Annotated in this window: 30 protein-coding genes and 2 riboswitches; of the genes, 24 read left to right on the top strand and 6 right to left on the bottom strand. The window is 41.4% G+C overall.

Annotated elements, in window-relative coordinates; all coding sequences use genetic code 11:
* Positions 1 to 204 precede the first annotated feature (204 nt).
* From I2H52_RS04655 to thiE (I2H52_RS04610), 10 genes are all read left to right on the top strand, one after another.
* A complete protein-coding gene (locus tag I2H52_RS04655) occupies positions 205 to 873 on the top strand; it encodes a TenA family protein (protein ID WP_084865221.1) in 669 nt (222 codons plus the stop codon).
* 127 nt (positions 874 to 1,000) lie between these two features.
* Positions 1,001 to 1,783, top strand: a complete 783-nt coding sequence (thiM, locus tag I2H52_RS04650; RefSeq protein ID WP_033605927.1) for a hydroxyethylthiazole kinase — start codon at positions 1,001 to 1,003, stop codon at positions 1,781 to 1,783.
* A 1-nt stretch (position 1,784) separates the two neighbouring features.
* The gene (gene thiE / locus I2H52_RS04645) at positions 1,785 to 2,414 is read left to right on the top strand and encodes a thiamine phosphate synthase (RefSeq protein ID WP_195594465.1); all 630 of its coding nucleotides are present in this window, start codon (positions 1,785 to 1,787) and stop codon (positions 2,412 to 2,414) included.
* A gap of 213 nt (positions 2,415 to 2,627) precedes the next feature.
* Positions 2,628 to 2,716, top strand: a riboswitch (TPP riboswitch).
* Positions 2,717 to 2,875: 159 nt separating this feature from the next.
* Entirely contained in the window at positions 2,876 to 3,436 is a 561-nt protein-coding gene (locus tag I2H52_RS04640) for an ECF transporter S component (RefSeq protein ID WP_000915275.1), read from the top strand.
* The gene (locus tag I2H52_RS04635; RefSeq protein WP_195594462.1) at positions 3,437 to 4,822 is read left to right on the top strand and encodes an ATP-binding cassette domain-containing protein; all 1,386 of its coding nucleotides are present in this window, start codon (positions 3,437 to 3,439) and stop codon (positions 4,820 to 4,822) included.
* 1 nt (position 4,823) lies between these two features.
* On the top strand, positions 4,824 to 5,474 hold the full coding sequence (locus tag I2H52_RS04630) for an energy-coupling factor transporter transmembrane component T (RefSeq protein WP_195594459.1): 651 nt from the start codon (positions 4,824 to 4,826) through the stop codon (positions 5,472 to 5,474).
* Positions 5,475 to 5,484: 10 nt separating this feature from the next.
* Positions 5,485 to 6,177: a thiaminase II gene (gene tenA, locus I2H52_RS04625; protein WP_195594457.1), complete on the top strand. Its 693-nt coding sequence runs from the start codon at positions 5,485 to 5,487 to the stop codon at positions 6,175 to 6,177.
* 3 nt (positions 6,178 to 6,180) lie between these two features.
* Positions 6,181 to 6,705, top strand: a complete 525-nt coding sequence (gene thiW / locus I2H52_RS04620) for an energy coupling factor transporter S component ThiW (RefSeq protein ID WP_061587754.1) — start codon at positions 6,181 to 6,183, stop codon at positions 6,703 to 6,705.
* Positions 6,705 to 7,508, top strand: a complete 804-nt coding sequence (locus tag I2H52_RS04615) for a hydroxyethylthiazole kinase (RefSeq protein ID WP_195594454.1) — start codon at positions 6,705 to 6,707, stop codon at positions 7,506 to 7,508. The genes thiW and I2H52_RS04615 overlap by 1 nt, the downstream gene beginning before the upstream one ends.
* Positions 7,501 to 8,133: a thiamine phosphate synthase gene (gene thiE / locus I2H52_RS04610; RefSeq protein WP_195594451.1), complete on the top strand. Its 633-nt coding sequence runs from the start codon at positions 7,501 to 7,503 to the stop codon at positions 8,131 to 8,133. Before I2H52_RS04615 ends, thiE (I2H52_RS04610) begins: the two co-directional genes overlap by 8 nt.
* Before the next feature lie 48 nt (positions 8,134 to 8,181).
* Here the strand turns inward: thiE (I2H52_RS04610) and thiD are convergent, their stop codons facing one another.
* Positions 8,182 to 8,973, bottom strand: a complete 792-nt coding sequence (thiD, locus tag I2H52_RS04605; protein ID WP_195594449.1) for a bifunctional hydroxymethylpyrimidine kinase/phosphomethylpyrimidine kinase — start codon at positions 8,971 to 8,973, stop codon at positions 8,182 to 8,184.
* A gap of 83 nt (positions 8,974 to 9,056) precedes the next feature.
* Positions 9,057 to 9,155, bottom strand: a riboswitch (TPP riboswitch).
* A 180-nt stretch (positions 9,156 to 9,335) separates the two neighbouring features.
* On the opposite strand from thiD, the gene I2H52_RS04600 reads away from it, so the two are divergent.
* From I2H52_RS04600 to manA, 6 genes are all read left to right on the top strand, one after another.
* Positions 9,336 to 9,731, top strand: coding sequence for a CopY/TcrY family copper transport repressor (locus I2H52_RS04600; RefSeq protein ID WP_045590778.1), 396 nt, complete (start codon positions 9,336 to 9,338; stop codon positions 9,729 to 9,731).
* Positions 9,732 to 9,741: 10 nt separating this feature from the next.
* Positions 9,742 to 10,113 (top strand): cupredoxin domain-containing protein, encoded by a 372-nt coding sequence (locus I2H52_RS04595; RefSeq protein ID WP_045590779.1) that lies wholly within the window; start codon positions 9,742 to 9,744, stop codon positions 10,111 to 10,113.
* A 9-nt stretch (positions 10,114 to 10,122) separates the two neighbouring features.
* Positions 10,123 to 12,366, top strand: coding sequence for a heavy metal translocating P-type ATPase (locus tag I2H52_RS04590; protein ID WP_045590780.1), 2,244 nt, complete (start codon positions 10,123 to 10,125; stop codon positions 12,364 to 12,366).
* A 212-nt stretch (positions 12,367 to 12,578) separates the two neighbouring features.
* Positions 12,579 to 14,354, top strand: a complete 1,776-nt coding sequence (gene spxB / locus I2H52_RS04585; RefSeq protein WP_195594446.1) for a pyruvate oxidase — start codon at positions 12,579 to 12,581, stop codon at positions 14,352 to 14,354.
* Between the two features lie 110 nt (positions 14,355 to 14,464).
* Complete coding sequence (locus I2H52_RS04580; RefSeq protein ID WP_084921436.1) at positions 14,465 to 14,812, top strand: VOC family protein; 348 nt, start codon at positions 14,465 to 14,467, stop codon at positions 14,810 to 14,812.
* A 161-nt stretch (positions 14,813 to 14,973) separates the two neighbouring features.
* The gene (manA, locus tag I2H52_RS04575) at positions 14,974 to 15,918 is read left to right on the top strand and encodes a mannose-6-phosphate isomerase, class I (protein WP_195594443.1); all 945 of its coding nucleotides are present in this window, start codon (positions 14,974 to 14,976) and stop codon (positions 15,916 to 15,918) included.
* A gap of 41 nt (positions 15,919 to 15,959) precedes the next feature.
* On the opposite strand, the gene I2H52_RS04570 is transcribed toward manA, so the two are convergent.
* Positions 15,960 to 17,300 (bottom strand): sodium-dependent transporter, encoded by a 1,341-nt coding sequence (locus I2H52_RS04570; protein ID WP_195594441.1) that lies wholly within the window; start codon positions 17,298 to 17,300, stop codon positions 15,960 to 15,962.
* Between the two features lie 404 nt (positions 17,301 to 17,704).
* Here I2H52_RS04570 and I2H52_RS04565 point away from each other — a divergent pair, with 404 nt between their 5' ends.
* Complete coding sequence (locus tag I2H52_RS04565; protein ID WP_045617456.1) at positions 17,705 to 18,445, top strand: MerR family transcriptional regulator; 741 nt, start codon at positions 17,705 to 17,707, stop codon at positions 18,443 to 18,445.
* A 28-nt stretch (positions 18,446 to 18,473) separates the two neighbouring features.
* On the opposite strand, the gene I2H52_RS04560 is transcribed toward I2H52_RS04565, so the two are convergent.
* Genes I2H52_RS04560 through I2H52_RS04545 form a run of 4 tightly spaced genes read right to left on the bottom strand, consistent with a single transcriptional unit; the run spans position 18,474 to position 21,559 of the window.
* Complete coding sequence (locus I2H52_RS04560; protein ID WP_045617455.1) at positions 18,474 to 18,929, bottom strand: 8-oxo-dGTP diphosphatase; 456 nt, start codon at positions 18,927 to 18,929, stop codon at positions 18,474 to 18,476.
* A 10-nt stretch (positions 18,930 to 18,939) separates the two neighbouring features.
* Positions 18,940 to 19,461 (bottom strand): DUF1697 domain-containing protein, encoded by a 522-nt coding sequence (locus I2H52_RS04555; protein ID WP_000400042.1) that lies wholly within the window; start codon positions 19,459 to 19,461, stop codon positions 18,940 to 18,942.
* 13 nt (positions 19,462 to 19,474) lie between these two features.
* Entirely contained in the window at positions 19,475 to 20,656 is a 1,182-nt protein-coding gene (locus tag I2H52_RS04550) for an NAD(P)/FAD-dependent oxidoreductase (protein WP_324252934.1), read from the bottom strand.
* A gap of 57 nt (positions 20,657 to 20,713) precedes the next feature.
* Positions 20,714 to 21,559 carry a DegV family protein gene (locus I2H52_RS04545; RefSeq protein ID WP_000219947.1) on the bottom strand — a complete coding sequence of 282 codons (846 nt, stop codon included), beginning with the start codon at positions 21,557 to 21,559 and terminating at the stop codon, positions 20,714 to 20,716.
* A 124-nt stretch (positions 21,560 to 21,683) separates the two neighbouring features.
* Here I2H52_RS04545 and I2H52_RS04540 point away from each other — a divergent pair, with 124 nt between their 5' ends.
* The 7 genes from I2H52_RS04540 to I2H52_RS04510 all read left to right on the top strand — a co-directional run bounded on the left by I2H52_RS04540 (position 21,684) and on the right by I2H52_RS04510 (position 26,796).
* Positions 21,684 to 22,241, top strand: a complete 558-nt coding sequence (locus I2H52_RS04540) for a TetR/AcrR family transcriptional regulator (protein WP_000003897.1) — start codon at positions 21,684 to 21,686, stop codon at positions 22,239 to 22,241.
* Positions 22,242 to 22,259: 18 nt separating this feature from the next.
* Complete coding sequence (locus I2H52_RS04535) at positions 22,260 to 22,727, top strand: deoxycytidylate deaminase (protein ID WP_000136994.1); 468 nt, start codon at positions 22,260 to 22,262, stop codon at positions 22,725 to 22,727.
* Positions 22,728 to 22,815: 88 nt separating this feature from the next.
* A complete protein-coding gene (gene upp, locus I2H52_RS04530) occupies positions 22,816 to 23,445 on the top strand; it encodes a uracil phosphoribosyltransferase (RefSeq protein WP_000515974.1) in 630 nt (209 codons plus the stop codon).
* Positions 23,446 to 23,617: 172 nt separating this feature from the next.
* A complete protein-coding gene (gene clpP, locus I2H52_RS04525; protein WP_000613469.1) occupies positions 23,618 to 24,208 on the top strand; it encodes an ATP-dependent Clp protease proteolytic subunit ClpP in 591 nt (196 codons plus the stop codon).
* A gap of 78 nt (positions 24,209 to 24,286) precedes the next feature.
* Complete coding sequence (locus tag I2H52_RS04520) at positions 24,287 to 24,556, top strand: YlbG family protein (RefSeq protein ID WP_045617452.1); 270 nt, start codon at positions 24,287 to 24,289, stop codon at positions 24,554 to 24,556.
* An 89-nt stretch (positions 24,557 to 24,645) separates the two neighbouring features.
* On the top strand, positions 24,646 to 25,806 hold the full coding sequence (locus tag I2H52_RS04515; RefSeq protein WP_000726111.1) for an ABC transporter substrate-binding protein: 1,161 nt from the start codon (positions 24,646 to 24,648) through the stop codon (positions 25,804 to 25,806).
* A 120-nt stretch (positions 25,807 to 25,926) separates the two neighbouring features.
* Positions 25,927 to 26,796, top strand: coding sequence for a branched-chain amino acid ABC transporter permease (locus tag I2H52_RS04510; protein WP_000941407.1), 870 nt, complete (start codon positions 25,927 to 25,929; stop codon positions 26,794 to 26,796).
* Position 26,797: the final 1 nt, after the last annotated feature.

The raw sequence follows: 26,797 nt of genomic DNA, 5'->3' as shown, positions 1-26,797 counted from the left end.
AATGAACTGTCTAATCTTGTAAGGTAAACTCTAATTCTCGTTTGTAATTGGAGTTTTTTTGTTTATCAAAAGAGGATAGGCTTGACGGCAAGTCTTTCGGTAGCTCTCCTAGAATGCCCCACTTTTCTTTAAAAAGGTCAAGTAAAACTAGGATTTTCTTGGTATTTTGTTGATTACGAACGAGTAAAGAGAGGAAAAGTAAATATGGAAACACAAGACTATGCATTTCAGCCGGGTTTGACCGTTGGAGAATTATTAAAAAGCAATCAGAAGGATTGGCAGGCTGCAATCAATCATCGTTTTGTTAAGGAACTTTTTGCGGGGACAATTGAGAATAAGGTCTTTAAAGACTACCTGATTCAGGATTATCATTTCTTTGATGCCTTCTTATCCATGCTGGGTGCCTGTGTAGCTCACGCAGACCAGCTTGAATCCAAACTTCGTTTTGCCAAGCAATTAGGCTTTCTTGAAGCAGATGAAGATGGTTATTTCCAAAAGGCTTTCAAAGAGTTAAAAGTAGCAGAGAATGACTATCTAGAAGTGACCTTGCACCCTGTAACAAAAGCGTTTCAGGAGCTAATGTATTCTGCTGTGACTTCATCAGACTATGCTCATCTTTTGGTCATGCTGGTCATTGCAGAAGGTCTCTATTTAGACTGGGGTTCTAAAGATTTGGCTCTACCTGAAGCCTATATTCATTCGGAATGGATTAATCTCCACAGAGGTCCTTTCTTTGCAGAGTGGGTTCAATTTCTGGTTGACGAACTCAATCGTGTCGGAAAAGGTCGAGAAGATTTGACAGAACTTAAGCAACGCTGGAACCAAGCAGTCGCTTTAGAATTAGCCTTTTTTGATATTGGTTATGATGCTTAGGGAAAGTTCAGGATACTGACAAATTTGATGAGGTAAATCATTCAATGTAACTGAAAAATTTCTTAACGAAAGATAGAGATAAATCGAAATCAGTAGATCGTATAAAGTGAAAAGGAAGGATTTCAATATGACAAGTTTAAAATTATTAAAAGAAAAAGCACCATTAGTAATCTGTATCACCAATGATGTTGTAAAAAACTTTACAGCAAATGGATTAGTAGCACTGGGTGCCTCACCAGCTATGAGCGAGTACCCAGCAGACTTAGAAGATCTATTAAAATATGCTGGAGGATTATTGATTAACATTGGGACTTTAACGGATAATAATTGGAAGCTGTACCAAGAGGCACTAAAAATTGCTGAAAAATATAATGTTCCTGCAGTTTTAGATCCTGTAGCCTGTGGAGCAGGAGAATATAGAAAAAAAGTAGCAGATGATCTAATCAATAATTACAAACTGGCAGCGATTAGGGGAAATGCTGGCGAGATTGCCTCTTTAGTAGGAATAAATGTGGCATCTAAAGGAGTAGATAGTGCAGGCGTAGATAATATTGATGAAATTGCTCTAGCAGCAAATAAAAAGTTCAATATTCCAATAGTAGTAACAGGTGAAGTGGATGCCATTGCGGTTAATGGAGAAGTTGTAACGATTCATAATGGTAGTGCCATGATGCCAAAAGTTATTGGGACAGGATGCTTATTAGGTGCTGTAGTAGCAAGCTTTATCGGACTTGAAAAAGGTCAAGAATTGAAATCATTAGAAACAGCAATGTTGGTTTACAATATCGCTGGAGAAATGGCAGAAAAACGTCCAAATGGGCATCTTCCTGGAACATTTAAAGTTGAATTTATAAATGCCTTATACGAGATTACAGATGAAGATGTAAAGGAATTCAAAAGAGTGAAGTAAGATGTTTCATAAAGAATTACTAAAACTATATTTTATTTGTGGAATGACTACTTGCCAAGGAAAAGATATATATAGAGTCGTTGAGGAAGCCTTAAAAGGTGGTATAACCTTATTTCAATTCCGTGAAAAAGGTGAGGGAGCCTTAGAAGGTAAAGAAAAAGTCGAATTAGCAATTAAACTACAGGATCTTTGTAAAAAATACAATGTTCCGTTTATTGTTAATGATGATATTGATTTGGCAATGGAAATTGATGCTGATGGTGTACATGTAGGACAGGATGATCTTGGTGTTGATGAAATTAGAAAATTGATGCCAGATAAAATAATTGGTCTTTCTATAAAAAACGAGGAAGAATTTCAACAATCAAAAGTTGAATATGTAGATTATGTTGGTGTTGGTCCTGTATTTGATACCCAGTCAAAAGATGATGCTGGTGGTGCTATAGGTTATGAAGGTCTTAAATTGATGAGAAAACTATTGCCACAAATTCCCTTAGTTGCAATTGGTGGGATACAGACGCAACATATTAAAGATATTATGAAGACCAATGTTGACGGCGTTTCAATCATTTCAGCAATATCGTATGCAAAAAATATAGAAAAAACTGTTCGGGAAATGAGTGAACAATAGGCATCAATTTTTCCTTGGATTCTGAGGGAGTAGGATTTTCTTTTTTCTAAAAAGATATGTCCAGATTCAGTTCAAATAGCTAATCCATCAAATAAGTCATTTATTTTTTGCAAAAGAAAGATCTGCTGTCTTTTTGAGTACAAGGCTGTATTTCCAGTTCAATTCCTTGAACTAGAATAAATCGTCTGTTAAAATAATTATATAATTAAATAATAAAGACATTTGGGGTGCTTTAGGCTGAGATGATACCCATTGAACCTGATACAGTTAGTACTGTCGAAGGGAAATGTGAAAAGGTTTTTTTCGTATGTCGAAAAGAACTGTCTAATCTTGTAAGGTAAACTCTAATTCTCGTTTGTAATTGGAGTTTTTTTGTTTATCAAAAGAGGATAGGCTGGACGGCAAGCCTTTCGGTAGCTCACCTTGAATGCCCCACTTTTCTTTAAAAAAAGGAGTTTTTTATGTTGAAAAAATGGCAATTAAAAGATGTTATCTTACTTGCTTTCTTGTCTATCTTTTTTGGTGGCGTTTTTGTGGGTTCAGGCTATCTGTTTGATATCCTCACTCTGATTTTAGCCCCTCTTGGTTTACAGGCCTTTGCCAATGAAATCCTCTTTGGTCTCTGGTGTATGGCTGCGCCCATTGCGGCCATCTTTGTTCCAAGAGTCGGAAGTGCAACGATTGGAGAAGTGCTTGCTGCGCTTGCGGAAGTCCTTTATGGTAGCCAATTCGGTCTAGGTGCCCTTTTGTCTGGCTTGGTTCAAGGTTTGGGAAGTGAACTTGGTTTTATCGTAACCAAGAATCGCTATGAAAGTTGGCTCTCTCTAACTGCTAATAGTATTGGGATTACGCTTGTTAGCTTTGTCTATGAATACATTAAATTAGGTTACTACGCCTTCTCCCTTCCTTTTGTCCTTTCCTTGCTGGTGGTTCGTTTTATTTCCGTCTTTTTCTTCTGTACCATCTTGGTTCGTGCCATTGTCAAACTCTACCATCAGTTTGCAGCTGGAGGAAAGGCATAGATGGGCCTGGAATTAAGAGGGATTCAATCCCCAATCTTTTCGGAGCCGATTCATTTTACTTTTCATGCGCAAGCTTTTACCTTGTTAGTTGGGAGCAGTGGTTCAGGAAAATCCAGCCTCTTTCAAATCATTGCCCAAGTCAGTTCTCTTCCCTATAGTGGTCAAGTCTTGATAGATGGGAGTCAGGTCAGTCAGCTTTCTATCGTCAAACGTGTCCAGACGGTTGGCATTCTCTTTCAAAATCCCAATCATCAATTTACCATGGAGAACTTGTTTGAGGAACTGGTTTTTACCTTGGAGAATATCGGGCATCCCGTTCAGGAGATTGATTCTAAAATAGCAGAGGTGGTCCAGCAATGTCGCTGCAAGGCGATTTTGCACCGTCCCATTCATCACTTATCAGGTGGGGAAAAGCAAAAGGCTGCACTGGCTGTTCTTTTTGCTATGAACCCTAGGGTCTATCTCTTGGATGAACCCTTTGCTTCTATTGACCGCAAAAGTAGGCTAGAGATCCTAGAGATTCTAAAAGAGTTGGTCTCTAATGGGAAGACAGTCATCCTGTGCGACCATGATTTATCAGACTATGAAGCCTATATCGACCATATGGTGGAGCTAAGAGACGGCCAGTTAAGGGAGGTGTTTCAAATCCCTTGCTCTGAGATGACACAGGTTTCTTCAAAGGAAGTTGCCTCTAGTCCAGAACTATTCCATATGGATCGAACGACTTGTGAGCTGGATAAGCGTCCCCTCTTTTCGATTGCTGATTTCACATTTTACCAAGGAATTTCCTGTATCTTGGGTGATAATGGTGTCGGGAAATCAACCCTCTTTCGCTCCATTCTTCAATTTCAAAAGTATAAGGGGCGCATTACCTGGAGGGGGACAGTCCTGAAAAAGAAAAAGAGTTTGTATCGTGACCTGACGGGTGTTGTTCAGGAAGCTGAGAATCAGTTTATCCGAGTCAGTCTGCGAGAGGAACTTCAATTAGATGGACCTGATTCTGAAAGAAATCAGCGGTTACTCCAAGCTTTACGATATTTTAATCTGGAGCAGGCACTCGATAAGAGTCTCTATCAATTAAGTGGTGGTCAGCAAAAGATTCTTCAGCTATTGACCATCTTGACCAGCAAGGCGTCTGTGATTTTGCTAGATGAACCATTTGCTGGTTTGGATGATAGAGCTTGCCATTATTTTTGTCAGTGGATTGTGGAGGACAGAGATCAAGGAAGAAGTTTTTTGATCATTAGCCATCGTTTAGATCCCTTGATTTCTGTGGTTGATTATTGGATCGAGATGACTAGTGAGGGCCTCCGTCATATTAAAGATGTGACAATCAGCAAACCTCTCAGTTTTCTGAGTAGGAATACTCAAGGGGAGGTGAGGTAGTATGATCAAAGTAGCAACCCAGACACCGATACTCAGTCTCTTCTTGCTGATTTTATCCTTGGAAACATCTTTCATTCCTTCGATTGCTCTTAATCTCTCGGTAGTCGCATTTTGCATTCTCTTTATGCTCTACTACCGTCGATTTAAAATGTTGGCTTGGATGCTTGTGCTAGCCATTTTACCATCTTTTGCCAATTACTGGGCAGTACAGTTACACGGGGATGCTTCGCAGGCAGTGATACTTGGGACGAGAGCTTTTGTGACGGTTTGTATCGGCCTTGTTTTTGTTTCCAGTATTTCCTTAAAAGAGCTTTTATTGTACTTGGCTCAAAAGGGGCTATCGCGTTCTTGGGCCTATGCCTTAATTGTGGTATTCAATGCCTTTCCCCTCATTCAGCAAGAAATCAGGTCTCTAAAAGAAGCTTGCTTATTGCGTGGTCAAAAATTGCATGTTTGGTCTCCCTTGATTTACAGCAAGGTTCTGATGACGGTCTTTAGATGGCGCCATCTCTACTTGAGGGCCCTGTCTGCGCACGGATATGACGAACATGCACAGTTGGAGAATCGCTATCGGACCTTTTATATTCCTCAAAGGACGACATTGATCTACCTACTTTTCTTTTTACTACTTCAAACCAGTTTATTTCTATAAAGGAGTTATTATGGAATTCACAGATATTGCGATGGAATTATCCAAGGAAGCTTGGCAGGCTTCCTTTCATCACCCATTTGTATTACAGTTACAAGAGGGAACGTTAGAACCTTCCATCTTTCGCTATTACCTGATTCAGGATGCCTACTATCTGAAGGCCTTCTCAGAAGCCTATCACCTCTTGGCTGATAAGACTTCCAACGAGGAGATGAAAAGACTCTTGAAACAAAATGCCCAGAGTCTAGTGGAAGGTGAATTGTTTATCCGCCAACAATTTTTTAAGGAATTAAGAATCAGCGACCAGGAAATAGACGAGCAACCGATTGCTCCAACCTGTTATCATTACATTTCGCATATTTATCGACAGTTTGCAGAGCCAAACTTGGGCATTGCTTTTGCTAGTTTGCTCCCATGTCCTTGGTTATACCATGATTTGGGCAAGGCACTTAATCGCAAACCATCCCCGAATCCTCTTTATCAACAGTGGATTGAAACCTATATCACCGATGAGTTAGAACAGCAGATTAAAGAGGAAGAAGCCCTGGTCAATCAGCTCTATCGAGAAAGCGACGAGACGGACAAACAAAAAATGCTAGAGGCTTTCCACCGAAGTGTCCACATGGAAGCCAAGTTTTGGGAGATGGCTTACCAACATCAAACATGGACGAGTGATTTGCAGTCCTTAGAAAAAGAGAAGAAATAGAAAATGAGAAACCACCAACTACAAGTTCACAAATTAACCATTTTATCCATGATGATTGCTCTTGACGTAGTTCTTACACCCATCTTTCGAATTGAGGGAATGGCACCGATGTCTAGTGTAGTCAACATTCTTGCAGGAATCTTGATGGGGCCTATTTATGCCTTGGTCATGGCTACAGTCACAGCCTTTATCCGTATGTCTACTCAAGGCATTCCGCCCTTGGCCCTCACAGGAGCTACTTTCGGAGCCCTCCTCGCAGGTCTCTTTTATAAGTATGGTCGGAAATTTCACTATTCTGCTCTAGGAGAAATCTTGGGAACAGGTATTATCGGTTCCATTGTTTCCTATCCTGTTATGGTTCTCTTTACGGGATCTGCTGCGAAGCTCAGTTGGTTTATCTACACCCCTCGATTTTTCGGAGCAACCTTGATTGGTACAGCAATTTCCTTTATTGCCTTTCGGTTTTTAATCAAGCAGGAATTCTTTAAAAAAGTGCAAGGATATTTTTTCAGTGAAAGGATAGACTGATGCAGAAATTGACAAATCCTTTCCCTCTAGCAACCAGTTCCTTGATTCACTGCATCACCAATGAGATTTCTTGTGAGATGCTGGCTAATGGTATTTTGGCCCTGGGATCTAAACCTGTCATGGCAGATGACCCTCGTGAGGTCCTTGATTTTACCAAACAAAGCCAAGCTCTCTTTATCAATCTGGGGCATTTGTCTGCTGAGAAGGAAAAAGCAATCCGTATGGCAGCTTCTTATGCAGACCAAACTTGTCTCCCAATGGTAGTAGATGCGGTTGGCGTAGCAGCATCTCCCATTCGTAAGGGACTAGTTAGAGATCTTTTAGAATACAAGCCCACGGTCCTTAAAGGAAATATGTCAGAAATCCGAAGTCTTGTTGGTTTAAAACACCACGGAGTCGGGGTCGATGCTAGTGCTAAAGATCAAGAAACTGAGGATTTGCTTCAAGTCTTGAGAGACTGGTGTCAGCTTTATCCTGGCATGTCATTCTTAGTCACTGGACCCAAGGACCTCATTGTTTCGGAGAATCAGGTTGCAATATTGGGAAATGGCTGTGCAGAATTGGACTGGATAACAGGGACAGGAGACCTGGTTGGAGCCTTGACTGCCGTTCTTCTTAGCCAAGGAAAGACTGCATTTGAAGCTTCTTGCCTAGCAGTTTCTTATCTCAATATCTCTGCTGAGAGAATACTTGTTCAAGGAATGGGATTGGAAGAGTTTCGCTTTCAAACTCTCAATCAGCTCTCTCTCCTAAAAAGAGATGAAAATTGGCTAGATACCATCAAAGGAGATATTTATGAATAGAGAAGCACTCAGACTATATCTGGTAACCAATCGCTACCAAGATTCTTTGGAAAACTTTCTTGAAAAAGTTGAGATGGCCTGCCGTTCAGGTGTTACCATCATCCAACTACGAGAAAAAAATCTCACCACCAATCAATACTATCATCTGGCAAAACAAGTCAAGGAAATAACAGACGCCTATCAGGTACCCTTGATTATCGATGATCGGTTGGATATCTGTCTTGCAGTCAATGCTGCTGGGTTGCATATAGGCGACGATGAACTACCAGTTTCGGTTGCCCGTCAAGTCTTGGGGCCTAAAAAAATCCTCGGTGTCACAGCTAAAACAGTAAAAAGAGCCCTCGAGGCAGAAGAAGGAGGTGCGGATTACTTGGGAACAGGAGCCATTTTCCCGACTACGACCAAAGAAAATGCACCTATCACCCAGATTTCAACCTTGAAAACCATTTGCCAAACGGTCGCCATTCCAGTAGTTGCTATTGGAGGCTTGACGTCAGAGAACATTGACCAACTTGCTGCAACTGGTATAGCTGGTGTAGCTGTAGTCCGTGATTTGATGCAGGCAGAAGATATAGAGACAAAAACGCAAGCATTTTTAACAAAGCTAGATGACATAATTTCCTAATCAAAAACTCTCTAGTTTCCTTATTGCGGGAACTAGAGAGTTTTTTTCTTAATCTTTAAAGCTTGTATGGTTGACTGGGCCAGAACCATGACCGAGTTGAGGAGCGTCTTGGATGGCTTTTGTGATAAAGGCCTTGGCCTTATCCACTGCCTGATAAAGACTTCTGCCCTTGGCAAGTTCAGCCGTAATCACAGCAGCAAAGGTACATCCAGTACCATGGGTGTGACAGGTTTGAATTCTTGGACTTTCCCAGACAAATTGTTCATCCTTGGTAAAGAGGAAATCCTTGGCACCACCTTCCAGATGGCCACCTTTGATAACAACAGACTGAGGACCAAATTCTTTTATAATCAGGCGACCGGCACGCTGCATGTCTTCTGGGTCATGAATCGAAAAGCCAACAATCTCTTCTGCCTCAGGAAGATTGGGCGTGATAATGGTTGCAAGGGGAAGCAGATTTGTTTTTAGGTAGTCTCTGGCACTAGAATCAATCAGGGTGTCCCCACTCGTAGCGACCATAACAGGGTCAAGGACGTATGGACAGTCCAGCTTTTTAAGATAGGGCTGGATGATCTCCATGATCTCAGTAGTTGCCAACATTCCAGTTTTTACAGCCTGAGGCTTGATATCTGAAAAGACACTCTCCAATTGAGCTTCCAGCATTTGGTTGGAGACATGCTCTATTAGCTGAACGCCTCTGGTATTTTGAGCGACAAGACTGGTCACAACGGCCATTCCATAGACATCTCTAGCTTGGAATGATTTTAAATCAGCCATAATGCCAGCACCGCCACTAGGGTCAGTCCCTGCAATAGTTAGAGCAACGGGTAAATAAGTCATCTAAAACCTCCCAACCAACTGAAGTTTGTATTCTTAAGAACAAGCTAGTCTGTTTCAGGAAAGCAATAGAAGACAAGTAGTCCTCATTATCATTTCCACTTCCATCAGCTAGCATTACCTAGATTGAGTCAAAGGGATCTAACAGTCGTTAATCTCAGCTTTACGCACCCCTAGTGGTTGTTTTCTTTTTTCTACAGTATAGCATATTTTTATAGTTTATATAGTAAAATTTGACTGCAAATCCCCCATCAAATGATTAAAGCACTTTTTTAAGAAATATGTAATTTTATAATTGACAAATGTAGATTTTGGAGGTATACTGATAATTGTAATCGACAAATGTAGATTTAGGAGGAATAACAATGCAGATTTCAGATGCAGAATGGCAGGTCATGAAGATTATCTGGATGCAGGGCGAGCAGACCAGTAGCGATTTGATCAGGGTTCTGGCGGAACGGTTTGACTGGTCCAAGTCAACCATTCAAACTCTTTTGGCTCGTTTGGTTGAGAAAGAGTGTCTGACAAGGAAAAAAGTGGGCAAGTCCTTTGTTTATTCGGCGCTTTTAACTCTAGACCAAAGCCGAGACTTGCTTGTCCAAGATATCAAGGACAAGGTTTGTTCTCGTAGGATTAAGAACTTGTTGGCTGATTTGATTGCTGAATGTGATTTTACTCAGGCTGACTTGGAAGACTTAGAAGCTGTGATTTCTGAGAAGAAATCAAGCGCTGTAACAGAAGTAAAATGTAATTGTATGTAAAGGAGACGTCATGTTAAATAGTATTGTAACCATTATTTGTATTGCCCTTATCGCGTTTATCTTGATTTGGTTTTTCAAAAAGCCTGAAAAATCTGGACAAAAGGCTCAGCAAAAAAAGGGCTACCAAGAGATTCGAGTGGAAGTCAAAGGGGGATATACGCCTGAGTTGATTATTCTTAAGAAATCAGTGCCAGCCCGTATTGTCTTTGACCGTAAGGACCCTTCACCCTGCCTAGATCAGATTGTTTTCCCAGATTTTGGAGTGCATGCGGACTTGCCTATGGGTGAAGAGTATGTAGTGGAAATCACACCTGAACAGGCTGGAGAGTTTGGCTTTGCATGTGGCATGAATATGATGCACGGCAAGATGATTGTAGAGTAGGAGGAAATGATGACTGAAATTGTGAAAGCAAGCCTGGAAAATGGCATTCAAAAAATCCGTATCACAGCTGAAAAAGGCTATCACCCAGCCCATATCCAGCTCCAAAAAGGGATTCCCGCTGAAATTACCTTTCATCGTGCCACCCCTTCAAACTGTTACAAGGAAATTCTTTTTGAAGAAGAAGGCATCTTGGAACCAATCGGAGTAGACGAGGAAAAGGTCATTCGTTTTACACCTCAAGAGTTGGGGAAACATGAATTCTCATGTGGAATGAAGATGCAAAAGGGAAGTTATACCGTAGTTGAGAAGACTCGAAAATCTTTATCACTTTTACAGCGTTTTTGGATTACCAGTATCTTTACTGTGCCTCTTGTGATTCTCATGATTGGGATGTTGACAGGCAGCATTAGTCACCAAGTCATGCATTGGGGAACCTTTCTAGCCACAACGCCTATTATGTTAGTAGCAGGTGGTCCTTATATCCAAAGCGCTTGGGCCAGCTTTAAAAAACACAATGCCAATATGGATACCTTGGTTGCTTTGGGAACTCTAGTGGCTTATCTCTATAGTCTAGTTGCCCTCTTTGCTGGTCTCCCTGTCTACTTTGAAAGTGCTGGATTTATCCTCTTCTTCGTTCTTTTGGGGGCAGTTTTTGAAGAGAAAATGAGGAAAAATACTTCCCAAGCTGTGGAGAAACTACTGGATTTGCAGGCTAAAACAGCGGAAGTCTTGCGTGATGATAGCTATGTTCAAGTTCCCTTGGACCAAGTCAAGGTAGGCGACCTGGTTCGAGTGCGTCCAGGTGAAAAGATTGCAGTTGATGGTGTCGTAGTGGAAGGTGTGTCCAGCATAGATGAATCCATGGTGACAGGTGAGAGCCTGCCAGTGGACAAGACAGTTGGAGATACTGTCATTGGCTCAACTATCAATAATAGCGGAACGCTTATTTTTAGGGCAGAAAAGGTTGGCTCAGAGACTGTTTTGGCACAGATTGTAGACTTTGTAAAGAAAGCTCAGACTAGCCGCGCACCGATTCAGGACTTGACGGATAAGATTTCAGGGATTTTTGTCCCAGCAGTTGTCATTTTAGGAATCGTGACCTTTTGGGTTTGGTTCGTTTTGCTCAGGGATAGTGTAGTCGTGCTTGGAGCTAGCTTTGTGTCTTCTCTTCTCTATGGAGTTGCGGTTTTGATTATTGCCTGCCCTTGTGCCTTGGGTCTTGCAACACCGACAGCTCTTATGGTAGGGACAGGACGCAGTGCCAAAATGGGGGTTCTTCTCAAAAATGGAACAGTCTTACAGGAAATTCAGAAAGTCCAAACTATCGTGTTTGATAAGACAGGGACTTTGACGGAAGGAAAACCAGTGGTCACTGATATCATTGGCGATGAGACAGAAGTGCTCGGCTTAGCTGCCTCCTTGGAAGAAGCTTCTCAACACCCACTGGCTGAGGCTGTTGTCAAGAGAGCAAGTGAAGCTGGACTTGAGTTTCAAACTGTCGAAAATTTCCAAGCCTTGCACGGAAAAGGTGTTTCAGGGCAAATAGCTGGGAAACAAGTCTTACTTGGAAATGCTAAAATGCTAGATAGTATGGATATTTCCAGCGCTTATCAGGAAAAACTAGAAGAACTAGAAAAAGAAGCTAAGACAGTTGTTTTCTTGGCTGTTGATAATGAAATCAAAGGCTTGCTTGCTTTGCAAGATATTCCCAAGGAAAATGCTAAGCTAGCCATCAGTCAGTTGAAAAAACGTGGTCTTAAAACAGTCATGCTGACAGGAGATAATGCTGGTGTGGCGCGTGCTATTGCAGATCAAATCGGAATCGAAGAGGTCATTGCAGGCGTCCTACCAGAAGAAAAAGCCCATGAAATCCATAAACTACAAGCAGCTGGGAAAGTAGCCTTTGTTGGTGATGGCATCAATGATGCTCCTGCCCTCAGTGTAGCAGATGTGGGGATTGCTATGGGAGCTGGAACGGATATCGCCATCGAGTCAGCAGATTTAGTGTTGACAACTAATAACCTCCTAGGAGTGGTTCGTGCCTTTGACATGAGTAAGAAAACCTTTAACCGTATTCTGCTCAATCTTTTCTGGGCCTTTATCTACAATGTCGTCGGAATTCCGATTGCAGCAGGAATCTTTTCTGGTGTTGGATTGGCCCTCAATCCAGAACTGGCAGGTCTAGCCATGGCCTTTAGTTCTGTATCTGTTCTGACCAGTTCACTCTTACTAAACTTTAGTAAAATAGACTAAAAGCGAGCTTGCTCGCTTTTTATTATAAAACAGTCACATAAAACGTTTTCAAACTGTACTGTAATAGAGAATAAAAATTTCTGAGCACATTCTTAGGAGACCCAAAACAAATGTGGTAAAGTAGTAGAGTAAAAATTTGCTGAAACGTTTCCAAATAATATATGAAAACGGATGAATCAAGTTTTAAAAATATTTGAAGGAGAGTTATCATTATGACTCAAGGGAAAATTACTGCATCTGCAGCAATGCTTAATGTATTGAAAACATGGGGCGTAGATACAATCTACGGTATCCCATCAGGAACACTCAGCTCATTGATGGATGCTTTGGCTGAAGACAAAGATATCCGCTTCTTGCAAGTTCGCCACGAAGAAACAGGTGCTCTTGCAGCGGTAATGCAAGCTAAATTCGGCGGCTCAATCGGGGTTGCTGTTGGTTCAGGTGGTCCAGGTGCGACTCACTTGATTAACGGTGTTTACGATGCAGCTATGGATAACACTCCATTCCTTGCTATCCTTGGATCACGTCCAGTTAACGAACTCAACATGGATGCCTTCCAAGAATTGAACCAAAACCCAATGTACAACGGTATCGCTGTCTACAACAAACGTGTAGCTTACGCTGAGCAATTGCCAAAAGTAATCGACGAAGCTTGCCGTGCTGCAGTTTCTAAAAAAGGTCCAGCTGTTGTTGAAATCCCAGTAAACTTCGGTTTCCAAGAAATCGACGAAAACTCATACTACGGATCAGGTTCTTACGAACGTCGCTTCCTCGCTCCTGCTTTGAACGAAGTTGAAATTGACAAAGCAGTTGAGATCTTGAACAATGCGGAACGTCCAGTTATCTACGCTGGTTTTGGTGGAGTTGGTGCTGGTGATGTCATCACTGAATTGTCACGTAAGATCAAAGCACCAATCATCACAACTGGTAAAAACTTCGAAGCCTTTGAATGGGACTACGAAGGTTTGACAGGTTCTGCTTACCGTGTTGGTTGGAAACCAGCCAACGAAGTGGTCTTTGAAGCAGACACCGTTCTTTTCCTTGGTTCAAACTTCCCATTTGCTGAAGTTTACGAAGCCTTCAAGAACACTGAAAAATTCATCCAAGTTGATATTGACCCTTACAAACTTGGTAAACGTCATGCCCTTGATGCTTCTATCCTTGGTGATGCAGGTCAAGCAGCGAAAGCAATCCTTGACAAAGTAAACCCAGTAGAATCTACTCCATGGTGGCGTGCAAACGTTAAGAACAACCAAAACTGGCGTGATTACATGAACAAACTCGAAGGTAAAACTGAGGGTGAATTGCAATTGTACCAAGTTTACAATGCTATCAATAAACATGCTGATCAAGACGCTATCTACTCAATCGACGTAGGTGACACTACTCAAACATCTACTCGTCACCTTCACATGACACCTAAGAACATGTGGCGTACATCTCCACTCTTTGCGACAATGGGTATTGCCCTTCCTGGTGGTATCGCTGCTAAAAAAGACAATCCAGATCGCCAAGTATGGAACATCATGGGTGACGGTGCATTCAACATGTGCTACCCAGACGTGATCACAAACGTTCAATACGACCTTCCAGTTATCAACGTTATCTTCTCAAATGGTAAATATGCCTTCATCAAGGACAAATACGAAGACACAAATAAACACTTGTTTGGTTGTGACTTCACAAACGCTGACTACGCAAAAATTGCTGAAGCACAAGGTGCTGTTGGATTTACAGTTGATCGTATCGAAGACATCGACGCAGTTGTTGCAGAAGCTGTGAAACTCAACAAAGAAGGTAAAACTGTTGTTATCGATGCTCGCATCACGCAACACCGTCCACTTCCAGTAGAAGTACTTGAATTGGATCCAAAACTTCACTCAGAAGAAGCAATCAAAGCCTTCAAGGAAAAATACGAAGCAGAAGAACTCGTACCATTCCGCCTCTTCTTGGAAGAAGAAGGATTGCAATCACGCGCAATCAAATAATTTCTCTCATCGAAAATCAAAGGTAAACTTTGTAGATTTTATTCTTTGATTTTCTTAGAGCAGAACTTGAAAAGATCGGAGCAATCCGGTCTTTTTCTGGAGGATAGTAAATGAATTTAAATCAATTAGATATCATCGTTTCAAATGTTCCTCAAGTCTGTGCCGACTTGGAGCGTATTTTGGATAAAAAAGCCGATTATGTTGACGACAGTTTTGCACAGTTCACGATTGGCAGTCACTGCCTCATGTTGTCTCAAAATCATTTGATTCCTTTGGAAAACTTTCAGTCAGGAATCATTCTTCATATCGAGGTTGAGGATGTAGATCAGAACTACCAACGGTTGAAAGAGCTTGGTATCCAGGTTTTAAACGGTCCAGTTGTAACCGATTGGGGAACCGAAAGCCTGTTAGTTGGAGGCCCTTCCGGACTAGTGCTTGATTTTTATCGTATGAAATAAGGGCATAGTAGAGTTTGAACGCCAACAAAAGTTATAGCATATGAGGGGATTTCTTCACTATTTTTATAAAATCTTCTCCCTAATTTATAAGATATGAAAAAGAGTTCTAATGGAACTCTTTTTTTGCTATAATGAAAGGAGAAAACAGACAGGAGATCGACATGTCAGAACCATTATTTTTACAATCAGTTATGCAAGAAAAAATCTGGGGTGGAACCAAGCTACGTGATGAGTTTGGTTACGACATTCCAAGTGAAAAAATCGGAGAATACTGGGCTATCTCAGCTCATCCAAATGGAGTTTCTAAGGTAGCCAATGGTCGCTACGAGGGAACAGACCTAGCAACTTTGTATGCGGAACACCGTGAGTTGTTTGGCAACCGTCCAGAACCTGTGTTTCCACTCTTGACCAAAATCCTCGATGCCAAAGACTGGCTTAGTGTTCAAGTTCACCCAGACGATGCCTATGGACTAGAGCATGAAGGTGAACTTGGAAAAACAGAATGCTGGTATATCATCGCTGCAGATGAAGGATCAGAGATTATCTATGGTCATAATGCTAAGTCAAAGGAAGAACTTCGCCAGCAAATCGAAGCTAAAAACTGGGATGGTCTATTAACAAAAGTCCCTGTCAAGGCTGGAGATTTCTTCTATGTACCAAGCGGAACCATGCACGCTATCGGAGCAGGTATCTTGATTCTTGAAACCCAGCAGTCTAGCGATACCACCTATCGTGTCTATGACTTTGACCGTAAGGATGACAAGGGTAACTTGCGTGAACTTCACCTTGAAAAATCTATCGATGTTTTAAACATTGGAGAGCCTGCCAATAGCCGTCCTGTAACTATCAAAGCTGATGATTTGCGTTCAACTCTTCTGGTGTCTAATGACTTCTTCGCAGTTTACAAGTGGGAAATCACTGGAAAAGTTGACTTTGAAAAGACAGCTGACTACAGCTTGTTGAGTATCTTAGCCGGTCAAGGTCACCTCACTGTTGATGGAAAAAACTATCCGATTCAAAAAGGGAGCCACTTTATCCTACCAAGTGATGTTGAAGCTTGGACGATAGAGGGACAAGGTTTAGAATTGATTGTTAGTCATCCATAAAAAAAGAAAGGGCCTGAGTTCACTACTCAAGTCCTTTTTGATTACATAAATTGGGCGATAAAGACCACGATGATGATAATTGGAATGATGAAACGAAGAAGGAAAAGCCAAACTTGGAAAAGTCCTTGTTCCCATGTTCTTTCATCAAGATGGAGTTCCTCCATGGCAAGAGCCTTTTTGAAGATGTAGCAAGTAAAGAGAGAAAGGCAGAGAGCGCCAAAGGGCATTAGGAGATTGGAAACCAAGAAATCCATAGCGTCAAAGAAGGTCTTCCCAAAGATGTGAACATCCGCCATGACACCGTAAGATAGGGCTGAAGGAATTCCAAAGACAAAGGTCAAAATTCCTAAAATGGCACTCCACTTAGCCCGCTTGCTGTTGTCCTGATTGGTGATATTGCCCACATTGATTTCCAGCATCACGACAGAAGAAGTGACCGTCGCAAAGAGGAAGAGCAAGAGGAAAAGGATGTAAAAAATGGTTCCAAAGGGCATCTTGTCAAAGAGTTGGGGCAAGACGATAAAGAGCAAGCTAGGTCCCCCTTCGGACTGGATGTTGAAGGCTGACATGGCTGGGAAAATGGCTAGACCTGCCATGATGGATACCGAGATGTTCATGGCTACAATGGAAATCCCTGATTGGACCAGGTTAGTTTTTTTGTCCAAGTAGGACGCATAGGTCAGCATGGCTGTGACCCCTAGTGAAAGGGCAAAGAAAGATTGGCCTAGGGCATAAAGGAAGCCAGCACTGGTCAGTTTTGAGAAGTCTGGTTTGAGAAAGTAGAGAACACCTTCCATGGCATTTGGCAAACTGAGAGAGCGCCCAATGATAATGACAAAAATGATAAAGAGCAGAGGCATCATCACTTTTGAGGCTCTTTCAATCCCTTTTTGAACCCCACGTGATACAATAAAGATATTCAACAAGATAAAGGCGGCTTGAGCCCCTAGGGCAATGGCTGGATTTGAAATGATTGAAGTGAATAACTGAGCATAATCACCCGTTCCACCAAGTTGGAACAATTTCCCAAACTCAATGCCTAGATAGACTAAAATCCATCCCCCTATAACACTATAGAAAGAGAGAAGGATAAAGAGGGCAAAGGCACCAATCCAACCGATAAAGTTGTACTTGTTACTGTTGCCAAGTTTTCCAAAGGTTTTGATAGCAGAAACGCCAGCACTACGGCCAAGTGCAAACTCAGCCAGCAGGAGCGGGAAACCGATTAAAATGGTGGAAATGAGAAAGACCAGTAAAAAGCCTCCCCCGCCATTAGCGGCAGTCATGTAGGGAAATTTCCAAACGGCTCCAAGTCCGATGGCTGAACCAGCAGATGCTAGGATAAAGCCTAGTTTTGAACCCCATTGTGATTTTTCTGACATAGTTGAAACTCTAATCTTGTTTTTTAAAATAAGAAAAGGCTACTTGAGTTGTCAAATAGCCCTCTCTCAATGGCTCTCTATGAGCCTTCTGTTTGATTGATAGACTTGACTATCCTATCATGTTTTCTAAGGTCTGTCAAGAAAACCATTTTCAAGTTTTCACACCTTTCTCAAAAAGTTAAAAATTTTTCGCAAAAACGCTTGACTCTGACCTAGGGGGAGGGGTTATACTATTAATGTAATACTCTTCGAAAATCTCTTCAAACCACGTCAGCGTCGCCTTACCGTAGGTATGGTTACTGACTTCGTCAGTTCTATCTGCAACCTCAAAACAGTGTTTTGAGCAACCTGCGGCTAGCTTCCTAGTTTGCTCTTTGATTTTCATTGAGTATAAGGAGGAAATCATGTACCATATCAAAGAAGCTGCGCAGCTTTCAGGTGTCTCTGTCAAGACCCTGCACCACTATGACAAGATAGGACTCTTGGTCCCTTTAAAGTCAGAGAACGGTTATCGAACCTATAGTAAAGAGGATTTGGAACGCCTTCAGGTCATTCTATACTACAAATATCTAGGCTTTTCTTTAGAAAAAATAGCAGAGTTGTTAACGGAAGAATCATCAGATTTATTGCCCCATTTGACTAAGCAGTTGGAGTGTTTAACTCGAGAAAGGCAACATCTGGATACCTTGATTTCCACCTTGCAAAAAACCATTCAAGATCAAAAAGGAGAAAGAAAAATGACTATTGAAGAAAAATTCACTGGATTTATCTATCAAGACAATCAAAAATACCACCAAGAAGCGGTAGAAAAATATGGTCAAGAAGTCATGGATCAAGCCCTCGAACGCCAAAAAGGTCGTGAAGATGAGTCTACGGCCGCCTTTAACCAAGTTTTTCAATCCTTGGCACGAAATCTTCAAGCTGGTTTATCTGCAACAGCAACTGAAAACCAAGAACAAGCTGCCAAGCTCTTGCAAGCCATTCGTACTTATGGATTTGACTGCTCTATTGAAGTCTTCGGACATATCGGTAAAGGCTACGTCTACAACCCAGAGTTCAAGGAAAATATTGACAAGTTTGGAGCTGGAACAGCCCAGTACACATCAGATGCCATTGCAGCTTACGTTCGAACAAATGCAGAATAAATAGGCTAGGAATTTCCGAGCCTATTTTTTACTTCAAATCATAAAGCCAGTCTTCGCCGTCTTTGTAGTAGAAGAATTCACTCAGATCCTCTTCTACAAATACACGAAGCATATCGGACATATCCTTAGTTGCTAGTTTTAGTTGAGAGAGATTTTCAAAATCTTCCCACCAGACTCTTCCTTCGTCTGAAGACTGGAGTTCACCAGTAAAGAGTTCTGTCTTGTAAAAAAGGACAACATAACGGTAATCCTCATCATCATACCAATCTTTGATACCACAGAGTTGGGGTTTGGAAATGGTCAGACCCGTTTCTTCTCTCACTTCACGAATGACAGCATCAACAAAGGATTCGCCGCGTTCAATATGCCCGCCAGGAAAAGTAATGCCAGGCCAGTCAGGACTAACTCGGTCTTGGACCAGAACCTTGTTTCCGTATTTAATCATGCACATGTTGACAAAATCGACTGACTCTCTTCTGTTCATTTTCTTTCACTTATTTTGTTAGTAATTTTTCTACTACATTCAGTTTTCGCATGGTCAGAACCACGCCAAACAATTTTTCAAGATAGTTAGTATTGAGCTTTTTTTGTTTTGCAGTTCTAGGAAGATAGAGGTAGAGACAGTAATCGCCTACACAGATTTCTTCCTCGCCGTAGTCAGTTTTCAATTTTTCTAGTGGCAGACTTTGGATAAGTCCTTGATAAAGAATTACATGCACACGATCATGAAGATAGTCTTCTTTAAATGGATTCTCATGAACAATCTTTTCAAAATCGTTCTTATTCTTGATAACCATTTTTAAGTCGGCCCCAATTTTTTCCTTTATCAAAGTATGAACGCGTTCTCGTATTTCTTCTAAATCTGAGTCACTCTCAAGAATGATATTCCCACTTTGAATATAGGTTCGAACGTGTTGAAAACCAGCTTCTGTCAAAATATCTATCAAATAAGACATTTTCGGGATAGCATTTTTTCCATTAGGAGTAACGCCTCTCAGTAAAATAATATGTTCCAAAGGACTTCCTTTCTTACTTGGTATTTATTGGATTGGAGCCTGCCACCCAGCCGGTGCAGAGGGCAGAAGTAATGTTAAAGCCACCCGTGTGGGCATTGATATCCAGTACCTCGCCAGCAAAGTGGAGACCAGGAACGAGCTTACTTTCCAGAGTTTTGGGATTGATTTCCTTAAGACTGACGCCTCCTTTAGTAACAAAGGACTTAGCCAATGACATTTTACCAGTCACAGGAATTTTGAGAGCCTTGATAGATTGGACAAGTTGCTCGCGTTCTTTTTCAGTTAGCTGTTTAACTTTGTCAGGATAGCCTTGCACAAAGAACTCTGCTAAACGTTCTGGCAACAAAGTTTTTAAAGCATTTTTCAAGAATTTTTCTCGATTTTCCTCTAGAAATGCCAACAAGTCGCTCTCAGAAAGTTGAGGCAAAACATCTAGCGAGAGAACCTCCCCACCCTTGACAAAACTAGACATACGCAGAGCAGCAGGACCCGACAAACCAAAGTGGGTAAAGAGCAGATCGTGAGTGATGACATGCTTACCATAGCTTAAGGTCACATCGTCTAGTGAAATCCCTTGAAGCGCTTTGTGTGGAAAATCAGTCAACAATGGGCTCTCAGCAGCTTCAAGCTCAGTAATGGTATGTTTAAAATGGCGGGCGATCTCATGCCCAAAACCAGTAGAACCAGTAGAAGGATAGGATTTACCACCAGTTGTAACAATCAGTTTATTACAAGTGAAGGTTTGGTCTGCGGACTTAAGGACAAACTGGTCGTCTATCTTTTTAACCGAAACAATTTCTGTTTGAGTAGCAACTTGACCACCGAGTTCAGTGATTTTCTTTTCTAGTGTCTCGATAATAGTCCGAGACTTGTCACTAGCAGGAAAGACGCGTCCGTGGTCCTCGACCTTGAGTTTAACACCATTTTCCGTAAAAAAGTTGATGATATCATGGTTATCAAACTGGGAGAAGACACTGTAAAGAAACCGCCCGTTACCAGGGATGCCAGCTAATAGGTCATCTAAAGTTCCATTGTTGGTCACATTACAACGACCACCGCCCGTTCCAGCTAATTTTTTCCCAAGTTTTCGATTTTTTTCGATGAGTAGAGTTTTCTGACCATAAAAGCTACTGGAAATGGTAGCCATCATACCTGCAGGTCCTCCACCAATGACAATAGTATCAAAATGTTTCATAGCTCTATTGTACCACAAAAAACAAGAGATGCTTGACATCTCTTGTTGCTCATAATCTTAGTTGATTTCATATCCCATCAACAAACCGCCATCTTCTGCATAGAAACTGCAGAGACCAGATGTCGGGATGATTTTGATATCCGCTTGTGGGAAGGTTTCCAGCAAGCGTTCTGACAATTGCTGACAGAATTTTTCATTGCTGCGATGAGCCATGACGATACGGCCACCAGCGTAGCCAGCCTTGATGAGTTCTTCATAGGCTGCTTGAAGGGATTTTTTTGGTCCACGCGCTTTTTGGAGTAGTTCTAGGGTTCCAGTTTCACTTGCTTCCCCAACCATACGGATGTTGAGAAGACCGACAACTGTACCGATCAGCTTGCTTAAACGACCATTTTTTACCAAGTTATCAACCTTAGCGAGTACAAAAAGCAACTTCGTTTTTTCTTGGTAGGCTGTAATAGCTTCAACAATTTCCTCATAAGAAAGTCCTTGATCAATCAAGCTATTGATTTTCTCGACAATCAAGTCAACCTCACCACCTGCAGACAATGTATCGATCACATGAATCTGAGTGTCAGGGTGTTCTTCCAGATAGATATTCTTAGCGAGCTGTGCACTATTATGGCTACCTGAAAGAGTACCAGTGATAGTAACGACAAAGATATGCTTAGCACCTTCAAATGCTCGCAAGTAATCATCAGGGCTAGGACAAGCTGATTTTGAAGCCTCAGAAGTCGCATACATGGTTTCCATCATGTGGTCAATGTCAAGATTGGCATCATCGATAAAGACCTGATCAGCTACTTGAATGGTTAAAGGAACACTAACAAATTCCGTATCAATAGCAGGAGTTGCCAGTTGACGATAATCACAACCAGAGTCAGCTACAATCTTCCAAGTCATAGAAATTCTCCATCTTTGTCACTTATACATTGACAAAGGTTCTGTCTTTTTTTACAATTATATCATGAAAGCCCTTGAAACAAAAGTACCACCTCTCTGTTGTCACAAGTAGAAAGAAATTGTTATGTCTGAACGTAAAATATCTGAAAAATCTCTTGAAAATCTCAGAAAATCAAATCAAGAATCCAATTTTTTAACCAGAGAAGCAATCGAGACGGCTCTTTTGCAACTTCTAGAGAAAAAAGACTTGGCCAAGATCAGTATTTCGGAGCTGGTCAAACGTGCGGGCGTCTCTCGTGCCGCCTTCTATCGTAACTATGACTCCAAAGAAGAGATTTTGGAAAGTGTCTTTAAACGCAGTGTCCATAACATTATGGAACAGCTGAGCCACTACGATGTCAAAACCGACCTTTATCTAGTATGGGTTCACCTTTTTCGAGCAGCCAAGAAAGAAGCCAAGGTTATCCAACTTGCTCTGGACTATCATTTGGAAAAGATTTTTGTCCAAGCCATGCAGGAATTTCTAGAAAAATACCACGGGAAATCAAAAGGTGTCAGTAGCTACCTTCATTCCTTTTGGAGCTCTGCCATCGTATCGGTTCTGCTCAAATGGATCAAGGATGGCATGAAGGTTCCAGCTGAAAAGATTGCAGATTTACGCTTGCCATTTTTCAAAAAATAGGGGATAAGGAGAAGACTTATGACAGAAAAAAGACTGGCTTGGGATGAGTACTTTGCAGCCCAGGCTTTACTGATTGCCAATCGTTCGACCTGCAAACGTGCCAAGGTGGGAGCTGTCCTCGTTAAGGACAATAAAGTCATTTCAACAGGCTACAATGGTTCCGTATCAGGAACGGAGCACTGTATTGACCACGAATGTCTGGTCATTGAAGGTCACTGTGTTCGAACCCTTCACGCCGAGGTCAATGCTATTCTCCAAGGGGCTGAGCGAGGGGTTCCCAGAGGATTTACAGCCTATGTGACCCATTTCCCTTGTCTGAACTGCACCAAACAACTGCTACAAGTTGGTTGCAAGCGCGTGGTTTATATCAACCAGTACCGAATGGATGACTATGCCCAGTACCTTTATCAAGAAAAAGGCACCGAGTTAACCCATTTACCATTAGAGACTGTTCAGACGGCTCTTCAAGAGGCAGATTTGATTTAAAAATTAATAAAAATAAATGGTTTAGAAAGCTTTTTAAACCGTTTTTTGATATAATAAGAAGAATAAATTGAAAGAAGGAATTCAGAAAATGGGAAAAATTGAAGTCATTAATCATCCACTCATTCAACACAAATTGTCAATCTTGCGTCGTACAGATACTTCTACAAAAGCTTTTCGTGAACTAGTAGACGAGATTGCAATGTTGATGGGATATGAAGTACTTCGTGATCTTCCACTTGAAGATGTGGAAATCGAAACACCTATCACAAAGACCGTTCAAAAACAATTGGCTGGGAAAAAATTGGCGATTGTCCCAATCTTGCGTGCAGGTATCGGGATGGTAGATGGCCTCTTGAGCTTGGTTCCAGCAGCCAAAGTTGGACACATCGGTATGTACCGTGATGAAGAAACCCTTCAACCAGTTGAATACTTAGTGAAATTACCTGAGGATATTGACCAACGTCAAATTTTTGTCGTTGATCCAATGTTGGCAACAGGTGGCTCAGCAATCTTGGCAGTAGATTCCCTTAAAAAACGTGGCGCTTCAAATATCAAGTTTGTCTGCCTAGTATCTGCTCCAGAAGGAGTGAAAGCCCTCCAAGAAGCACACCCAGATGTAGAAATTTTTACTGCAGCCTTGGATGAACGCTTGAACGAACACGGTTATATTGTTCCAGGTCTTGGAGATGCTGGAGACCGCTTGTTTGGTACTAAATAAAATTCCAAAGTAAATATTGAAACTAGAAGTTCGTTTTTGACTTGAAAGGAGGTTGAGTTTTTGTTTCTGTTTAGAGAATAGAGCAAAAATTTGACCTTTTTTGACCAAAAAGATATAATAGTTCTGTATTGAGTCGTAAGACTAAGAAAATTCAACATAAAAGGAGAAATGAATGATTCCTGTAGTTATTGAACAAACAAGCCGTGGAGAACGTTCCTATGACATTTACTCTCGTCTTCTGAAAGACCGCATCATCATGTTAACTGGACCAGTTGAAGACAACATGGCCAACTCCGTTATTGCCCAATTGCTCTTCTTGGATGCCCAAGACAGTACAAAAGATATTTACCTTTATGTAAATACTCCGGGTGGTTCTGTTTCAGCTGGTTTGGCAATCGTTGATACCATGAACTTTATCAAGGCAGATGTCCAAACCATCGTTATGGGGATGGCTGCATCCATGGGGACTGTCATTGCATCAAGTGGCGCAAAAGGCAAACGTTTCATGCTTCCAAATGCAGAGTACATGATTCACCAACCAATGGGTGGTACAGGTGGTGGTACCCAACAGACAGATATGGCAATCGCTGCAGAGCACTTACTTAAAACTCGTAAGACTTTGGAGCAAATTCTTGCAGATAACTCTGGTAAAACAGTTGAGCAAATTCATGTAGACGCAGAACGTGATTACTGGATGAGTGCCCAAGAAACACTTGAGTATGGTTTCATTGATGAAATCATGGCCAACAACTCTTTGAGCTAACCAACCTAAAAAGCAAACTCGACGGGGTTTGCTTTTTTTGATATAATAGGAGCAGATTTCTTAGAAGGAGGGTTCATCATGTTTGAAAAGGTCAATCGATCGGGATTAATCATCTATCTTTACTATAATCGGGATGCAAAAAAACTTCAGGAATACGGTGATATCTGTTACCATTCCAAAAAACATCGTTACTTGCAGCTCTATGTTCCAACTGAGGAGCTAGATGACTTAGTTGAGAGATTAGGTAAGGAACGATTTATCAAAAAGGTAAGGCCTTGTCATATTCAAGAGTTAGAGACTCCCTTTGTTGGCAATCTCTATCGTAACGAAGAAAGCGTTATCATTTAAAAAAATTAAATAAATGTATTGACAATTTTCTGATAATTCGGTATATTCTTAACATACTATTTTGGAACAACATTATAAGGAGATAAAAAATGAAGAAAAAATTTGCCCTATCTTTTGTGGCCCTTGCTAGCGTAGCCCTTCTCGCTGCTTGTGGAGAGGTCAAATCAGGAGCCTCAAACGCTGCTGGTAACTCAGTCGATGAAAAGACAATTAAGATTGGATTTAATTTTGAAGAAACAGGTGCTGTAGCAGCCTACGGAACATCTGAACAAAAAGGGGCCCAACTTGCCGTTGATGAAATCAATGCAGCAGGTGGTATCGATGGAAAACAAATCGAAGTTGTAGACAAAGACAACAAGTCAGAAACTGCCGAAGCAGCTTCTGTTACAACGAACCTTGTAACCCAATCAAAAGTGGCAGCCATTGTGGGACCTGCGACATCTGGTGCAACTGCTGCAGCTGTAGCTAACGCTACCAAAGCAGGAGTGCCATTGATCTCACCAAGTGCTACTCAAGATGGATTGACTAAAGGTCAAGATTACCTATTTATCGGAACATTCCAAGATAGCTTCCAAGGGAAGATTATTTCAAACTATGTGACAAACAAATTGAATGCTAAGAAGGTTGTTCTTTATACTGACAATGCTAGTGACTATGCTAAAGGTATTGCTAAATCTTTCCGTGAAACCTACAAGGGTGAGATTGTAGCAGATGAAACGTTTGTAGCAGGTGATACAGACTTCCAAGCAGCCCTTACTAAAATGAAAGGGAAAGAGTTTGACGCTATCGTTGTCCCAGGCTACTACACAGAAGCAGGTAAAATCGTAAACCAAGCCCGTGGTATGGGAATTGATAAACCAATCGTTGGTGGTGATGGATTTAACGGTGAAGAATTTGTTCAACAAGCAACAGCTGAAAAAGCATCAAACATTTACTTCATCTCAGGATTCTCAACTACAGTTGATGTTTCTGAAAAAGCTAAAGCCTTCCTTGAAGCATACCGTGCTAAATACAATGAAGAGCCTTCAACCTTCTCAGCCTTGGCCTATGACTCAGTTTACCTAGTAGCAAATGCTGCAAAAGGTGCTAAAAACTCAGGTGAAATCAAGGACAACCTTGCTAAAACCAAAGATTTTGATGGTGTAACTGGTCAAACAAGCTTTGATGCTGACCACAATACGGTGAAAACTGCTTACATGATGACTATGAACAATGGTAAAGTAGAAGCAGCAGAAGTTGTAAAACCATAACATTAGAATAGTAGTTGAAATAGGGAATGAGCCTTTGACTCACTCCCTGTTTCGGTGTTTATGAACTTGTGAAAATGATGAAAATTTTCTAAAAAATAACGATAGAAAAGAGTGAATGCTATGCTCCAACAACTTGTGAATGGTTTAATTCTGGGTAGTGTTTATGCACTTTTGGCCTTGGGTTATACTATGGTTTATGGAATTATCAAACTCATCAACTTCGCCCACGGTGATATTTATATGATAGGTGCCTTTATTGGTTACTTTTTGATTAATTCCTTCCAAATGGATTTCTTTTTAGCTTTGATTATTTCAATGGCAGGAACCGCACTACTTGGTGTTGTGATTGAATTTCTTGCCTACCGTCCTTTGCGACACTCTACACGCATTGCTGTATTGATTACTGCCATCGGAGTGTCTTTCCTACTGGAATACGGAATGGTTTATCTAGTAGGCGCCAATACTCGTGCCTTCCCTCAAGCAATTGAAACCGTCCGTTTTGATTTCGGGCCAATTAGCTTGACAAATGTTCAATTGATGATTTTAGCAGTTTCTGTACTCTTGATGGTTTTATTACAATTGATCGTCCAAAAAACAAAAATGGGGAAAGCCATGCGTGCGGTATCAGTTGATAGTGACGCAGCTCAATTGATGGGAATTAATGTAAATCGCACAATCAGCTTTACCTTTGCTTTGGGTTCAGCTCTTGCTGGTGCGGCAGGTGTCCTCATTGCTCTTTACTACAACTCTCTTGAACCTTTGATGGGCGTGACTCCAGGTCTGAAATCATTCGTTGCGGCCGTACTCGGTGGTATCGGGATTATTCCTGGTGCAGCTCTGGGGGGATTTGTGATTGGCTTGTTGGAAACATTTGCTACTGCCTTCGGTATGTCTGATTTCCGTGATGCTATCGTATATGGAATCTTGCTTTTGATTCTGATTGTTCGACCTGCAGGTATCCTTGGTAAGAATGTGAAAGAGAAGGTGTAAA

It is taken from the genome of Streptococcus oralis (genome assembly GCF_015561235.1).
GTDB classification, from domain to species: domain Bacteria; phylum Bacillota; class Bacilli; order Lactobacillales; family Streptococcaceae; genus Streptococcus; species Streptococcus oralis_BK.
This window is presented reverse-complemented; position numbering and strand designations above follow the sequence as displayed.

Coding starts and splice junctions, on each gene's coding strand:
- thiW (WP_061587754.1), top strand. CDS start 6,181: ATGAGAAACCACCAACTACAAGTTCACAAATTAACCATTTTATCCATG.
- I2H52_RS04550 (WP_324252934.1), bottom strand. CDS start 20,656: ATGAAACATTTTGATACTATTGTCATTGGTGGAGGACCTGCAGGTATG.
- I2H52_RS04545 (WP_000219947.1), bottom strand. CDS start 21,559: ATGACTTGGAAGATTGTAGCTGACTCTGGTTGTGATTATCGTCAACTG.
- I2H52_RS04570 (WP_195594441.1), bottom strand. CDS start 17,300: ATGTCAGAAAAATCACAATGGGGTTCAAAACTAGGCTTTATCCTAGCA.
- I2H52_RS04580 (WP_084921436.1), top strand. CDS start 14,465: ATGAATTTAAATCAATTAGATATCATCGTTTCAAATGTTCCTCAAGTC.
- I2H52_RS04615 (WP_195594454.1), top strand. CDS start 6,705: ATGCAGAAATTGACAAATCCTTTCCCTCTAGCAACCAGTTCCTTGATT.
- I2H52_RS04635 (WP_195594462.1), top strand. CDS start 3,437: ATGGGCCTGGAATTAAGAGGGATTCAATCCCCAATCTTTTCGGAGCCG.
- thiE (WP_195594451.1), top strand. CDS start 7,501: ATGAATAGAGAAGCACTCAGACTATATCTGGTAACCAATCGCTACCAA.
- thiE (WP_195594465.1), top strand. CDS start 1,785: ATGTTTCATAAAGAATTACTAAAACTATATTTTATTTGTGGAATGACT.
- upp (WP_000515974.1), top strand. CDS start 22,816: ATGGGAAAAATTGAAGTCATTAATCATCCACTCATTCAACACAAATTG.
- thiM (WP_033605927.1), top strand. CDS start 1,001: ATGACAAGTTTAAAATTATTAAAAGAAAAAGCACCATTAGTAATCTGT.
- I2H52_RS04565 (WP_045617456.1), top strand. CDS start 17,705: ATGTACCATATCAAAGAAGCTGCGCAGCTTTCAGGTGTCTCTGTCAAG.
- tenA (WP_195594457.1), top strand. CDS start 5,485: ATGGAATTCACAGATATTGCGATGGAATTATCCAAGGAAGCTTGGCAG.
- I2H52_RS04640 (WP_000915275.1), top strand. CDS start 2,876: ATGTTGAAAAAATGGCAATTAAAAGATGTTATCTTACTTGCTTTCTTG.
- I2H52_RS04595 (WP_045590779.1), top strand. CDS start 9,742: ATGTTAAATAGTATTGTAACCATTATTTGTATTGCCCTTATCGCGTTT.
- I2H52_RS04535 (WP_000136994.1), top strand. CDS start 22,260: ATGACAGAAAAAAGACTGGCTTGGGATGAGTACTTTGCAGCCCAGGCT.
- I2H52_RS04630 (WP_195594459.1), top strand. CDS start 4,824: ATGATCAAAGTAGCAACCCAGACACCGATACTCAGTCTCTTCTTGCTG.
- clpP (WP_000613469.1), top strand. CDS start 23,618: ATGATTCCTGTAGTTATTGAACAAACAAGCCGTGGAGAACGTTCCTAT.
- I2H52_RS04600 (WP_045590778.1), top strand. CDS start 9,336: ATGCAGATTTCAGATGCAGAATGGCAGGTCATGAAGATTATCTGGATG.
- I2H52_RS04510 (WP_000941407.1), top strand. CDS start 25,927: ATGCTCCAACAACTTGTGAATGGTTTAATTCTGGGTAGTGTTTATGCA.
- I2H52_RS04515 (WP_000726111.1), top strand. CDS start 24,646: ATGAAGAAAAAATTTGCCCTATCTTTTGTGGCCCTTGCTAGCGTAGCC.
- thiD (WP_195594449.1), bottom strand. CDS start 8,973: ATGACTTATTTACCCGTTGCTCTAACTATTGCAGGGACTGACCCTAGT.
- I2H52_RS04520 (WP_045617452.1), top strand. CDS start 24,287: ATGTTTGAAAAGGTCAATCGATCGGGATTAATCATCTATCTTTACTAT.
- manA (WP_195594443.1), top strand. CDS start 14,974: ATGTCAGAACCATTATTTTTACAATCAGTTATGCAAGAAAAAATCTGG.
- I2H52_RS04540 (WP_000003897.1), top strand. CDS start 21,684: ATGTCTGAACGTAAAATATCTGAAAAATCTCTTGAAAATCTCAGAAAA.
- I2H52_RS04560 (WP_045617455.1), bottom strand. CDS start 18,929: ATGAACAGAAGAGAGTCAGTCGATTTTGTCAACATGTGCATGATTAAA.
- I2H52_RS04655 (WP_084865221.1), top strand. CDS start 205: ATGGAAACACAAGACTATGCATTTCAGCCGGGTTTGACCGTTGGAGAA.
- I2H52_RS04590 (WP_045590780.1), top strand. CDS start 10,123: ATGACTGAAATTGTGAAAGCAAGCCTGGAAAATGGCATTCAAAAAATC.
- spxB (WP_195594446.1), top strand. CDS start 12,579: ATGACTCAAGGGAAAATTACTGCATCTGCAGCAATGCTTAATGTATTG.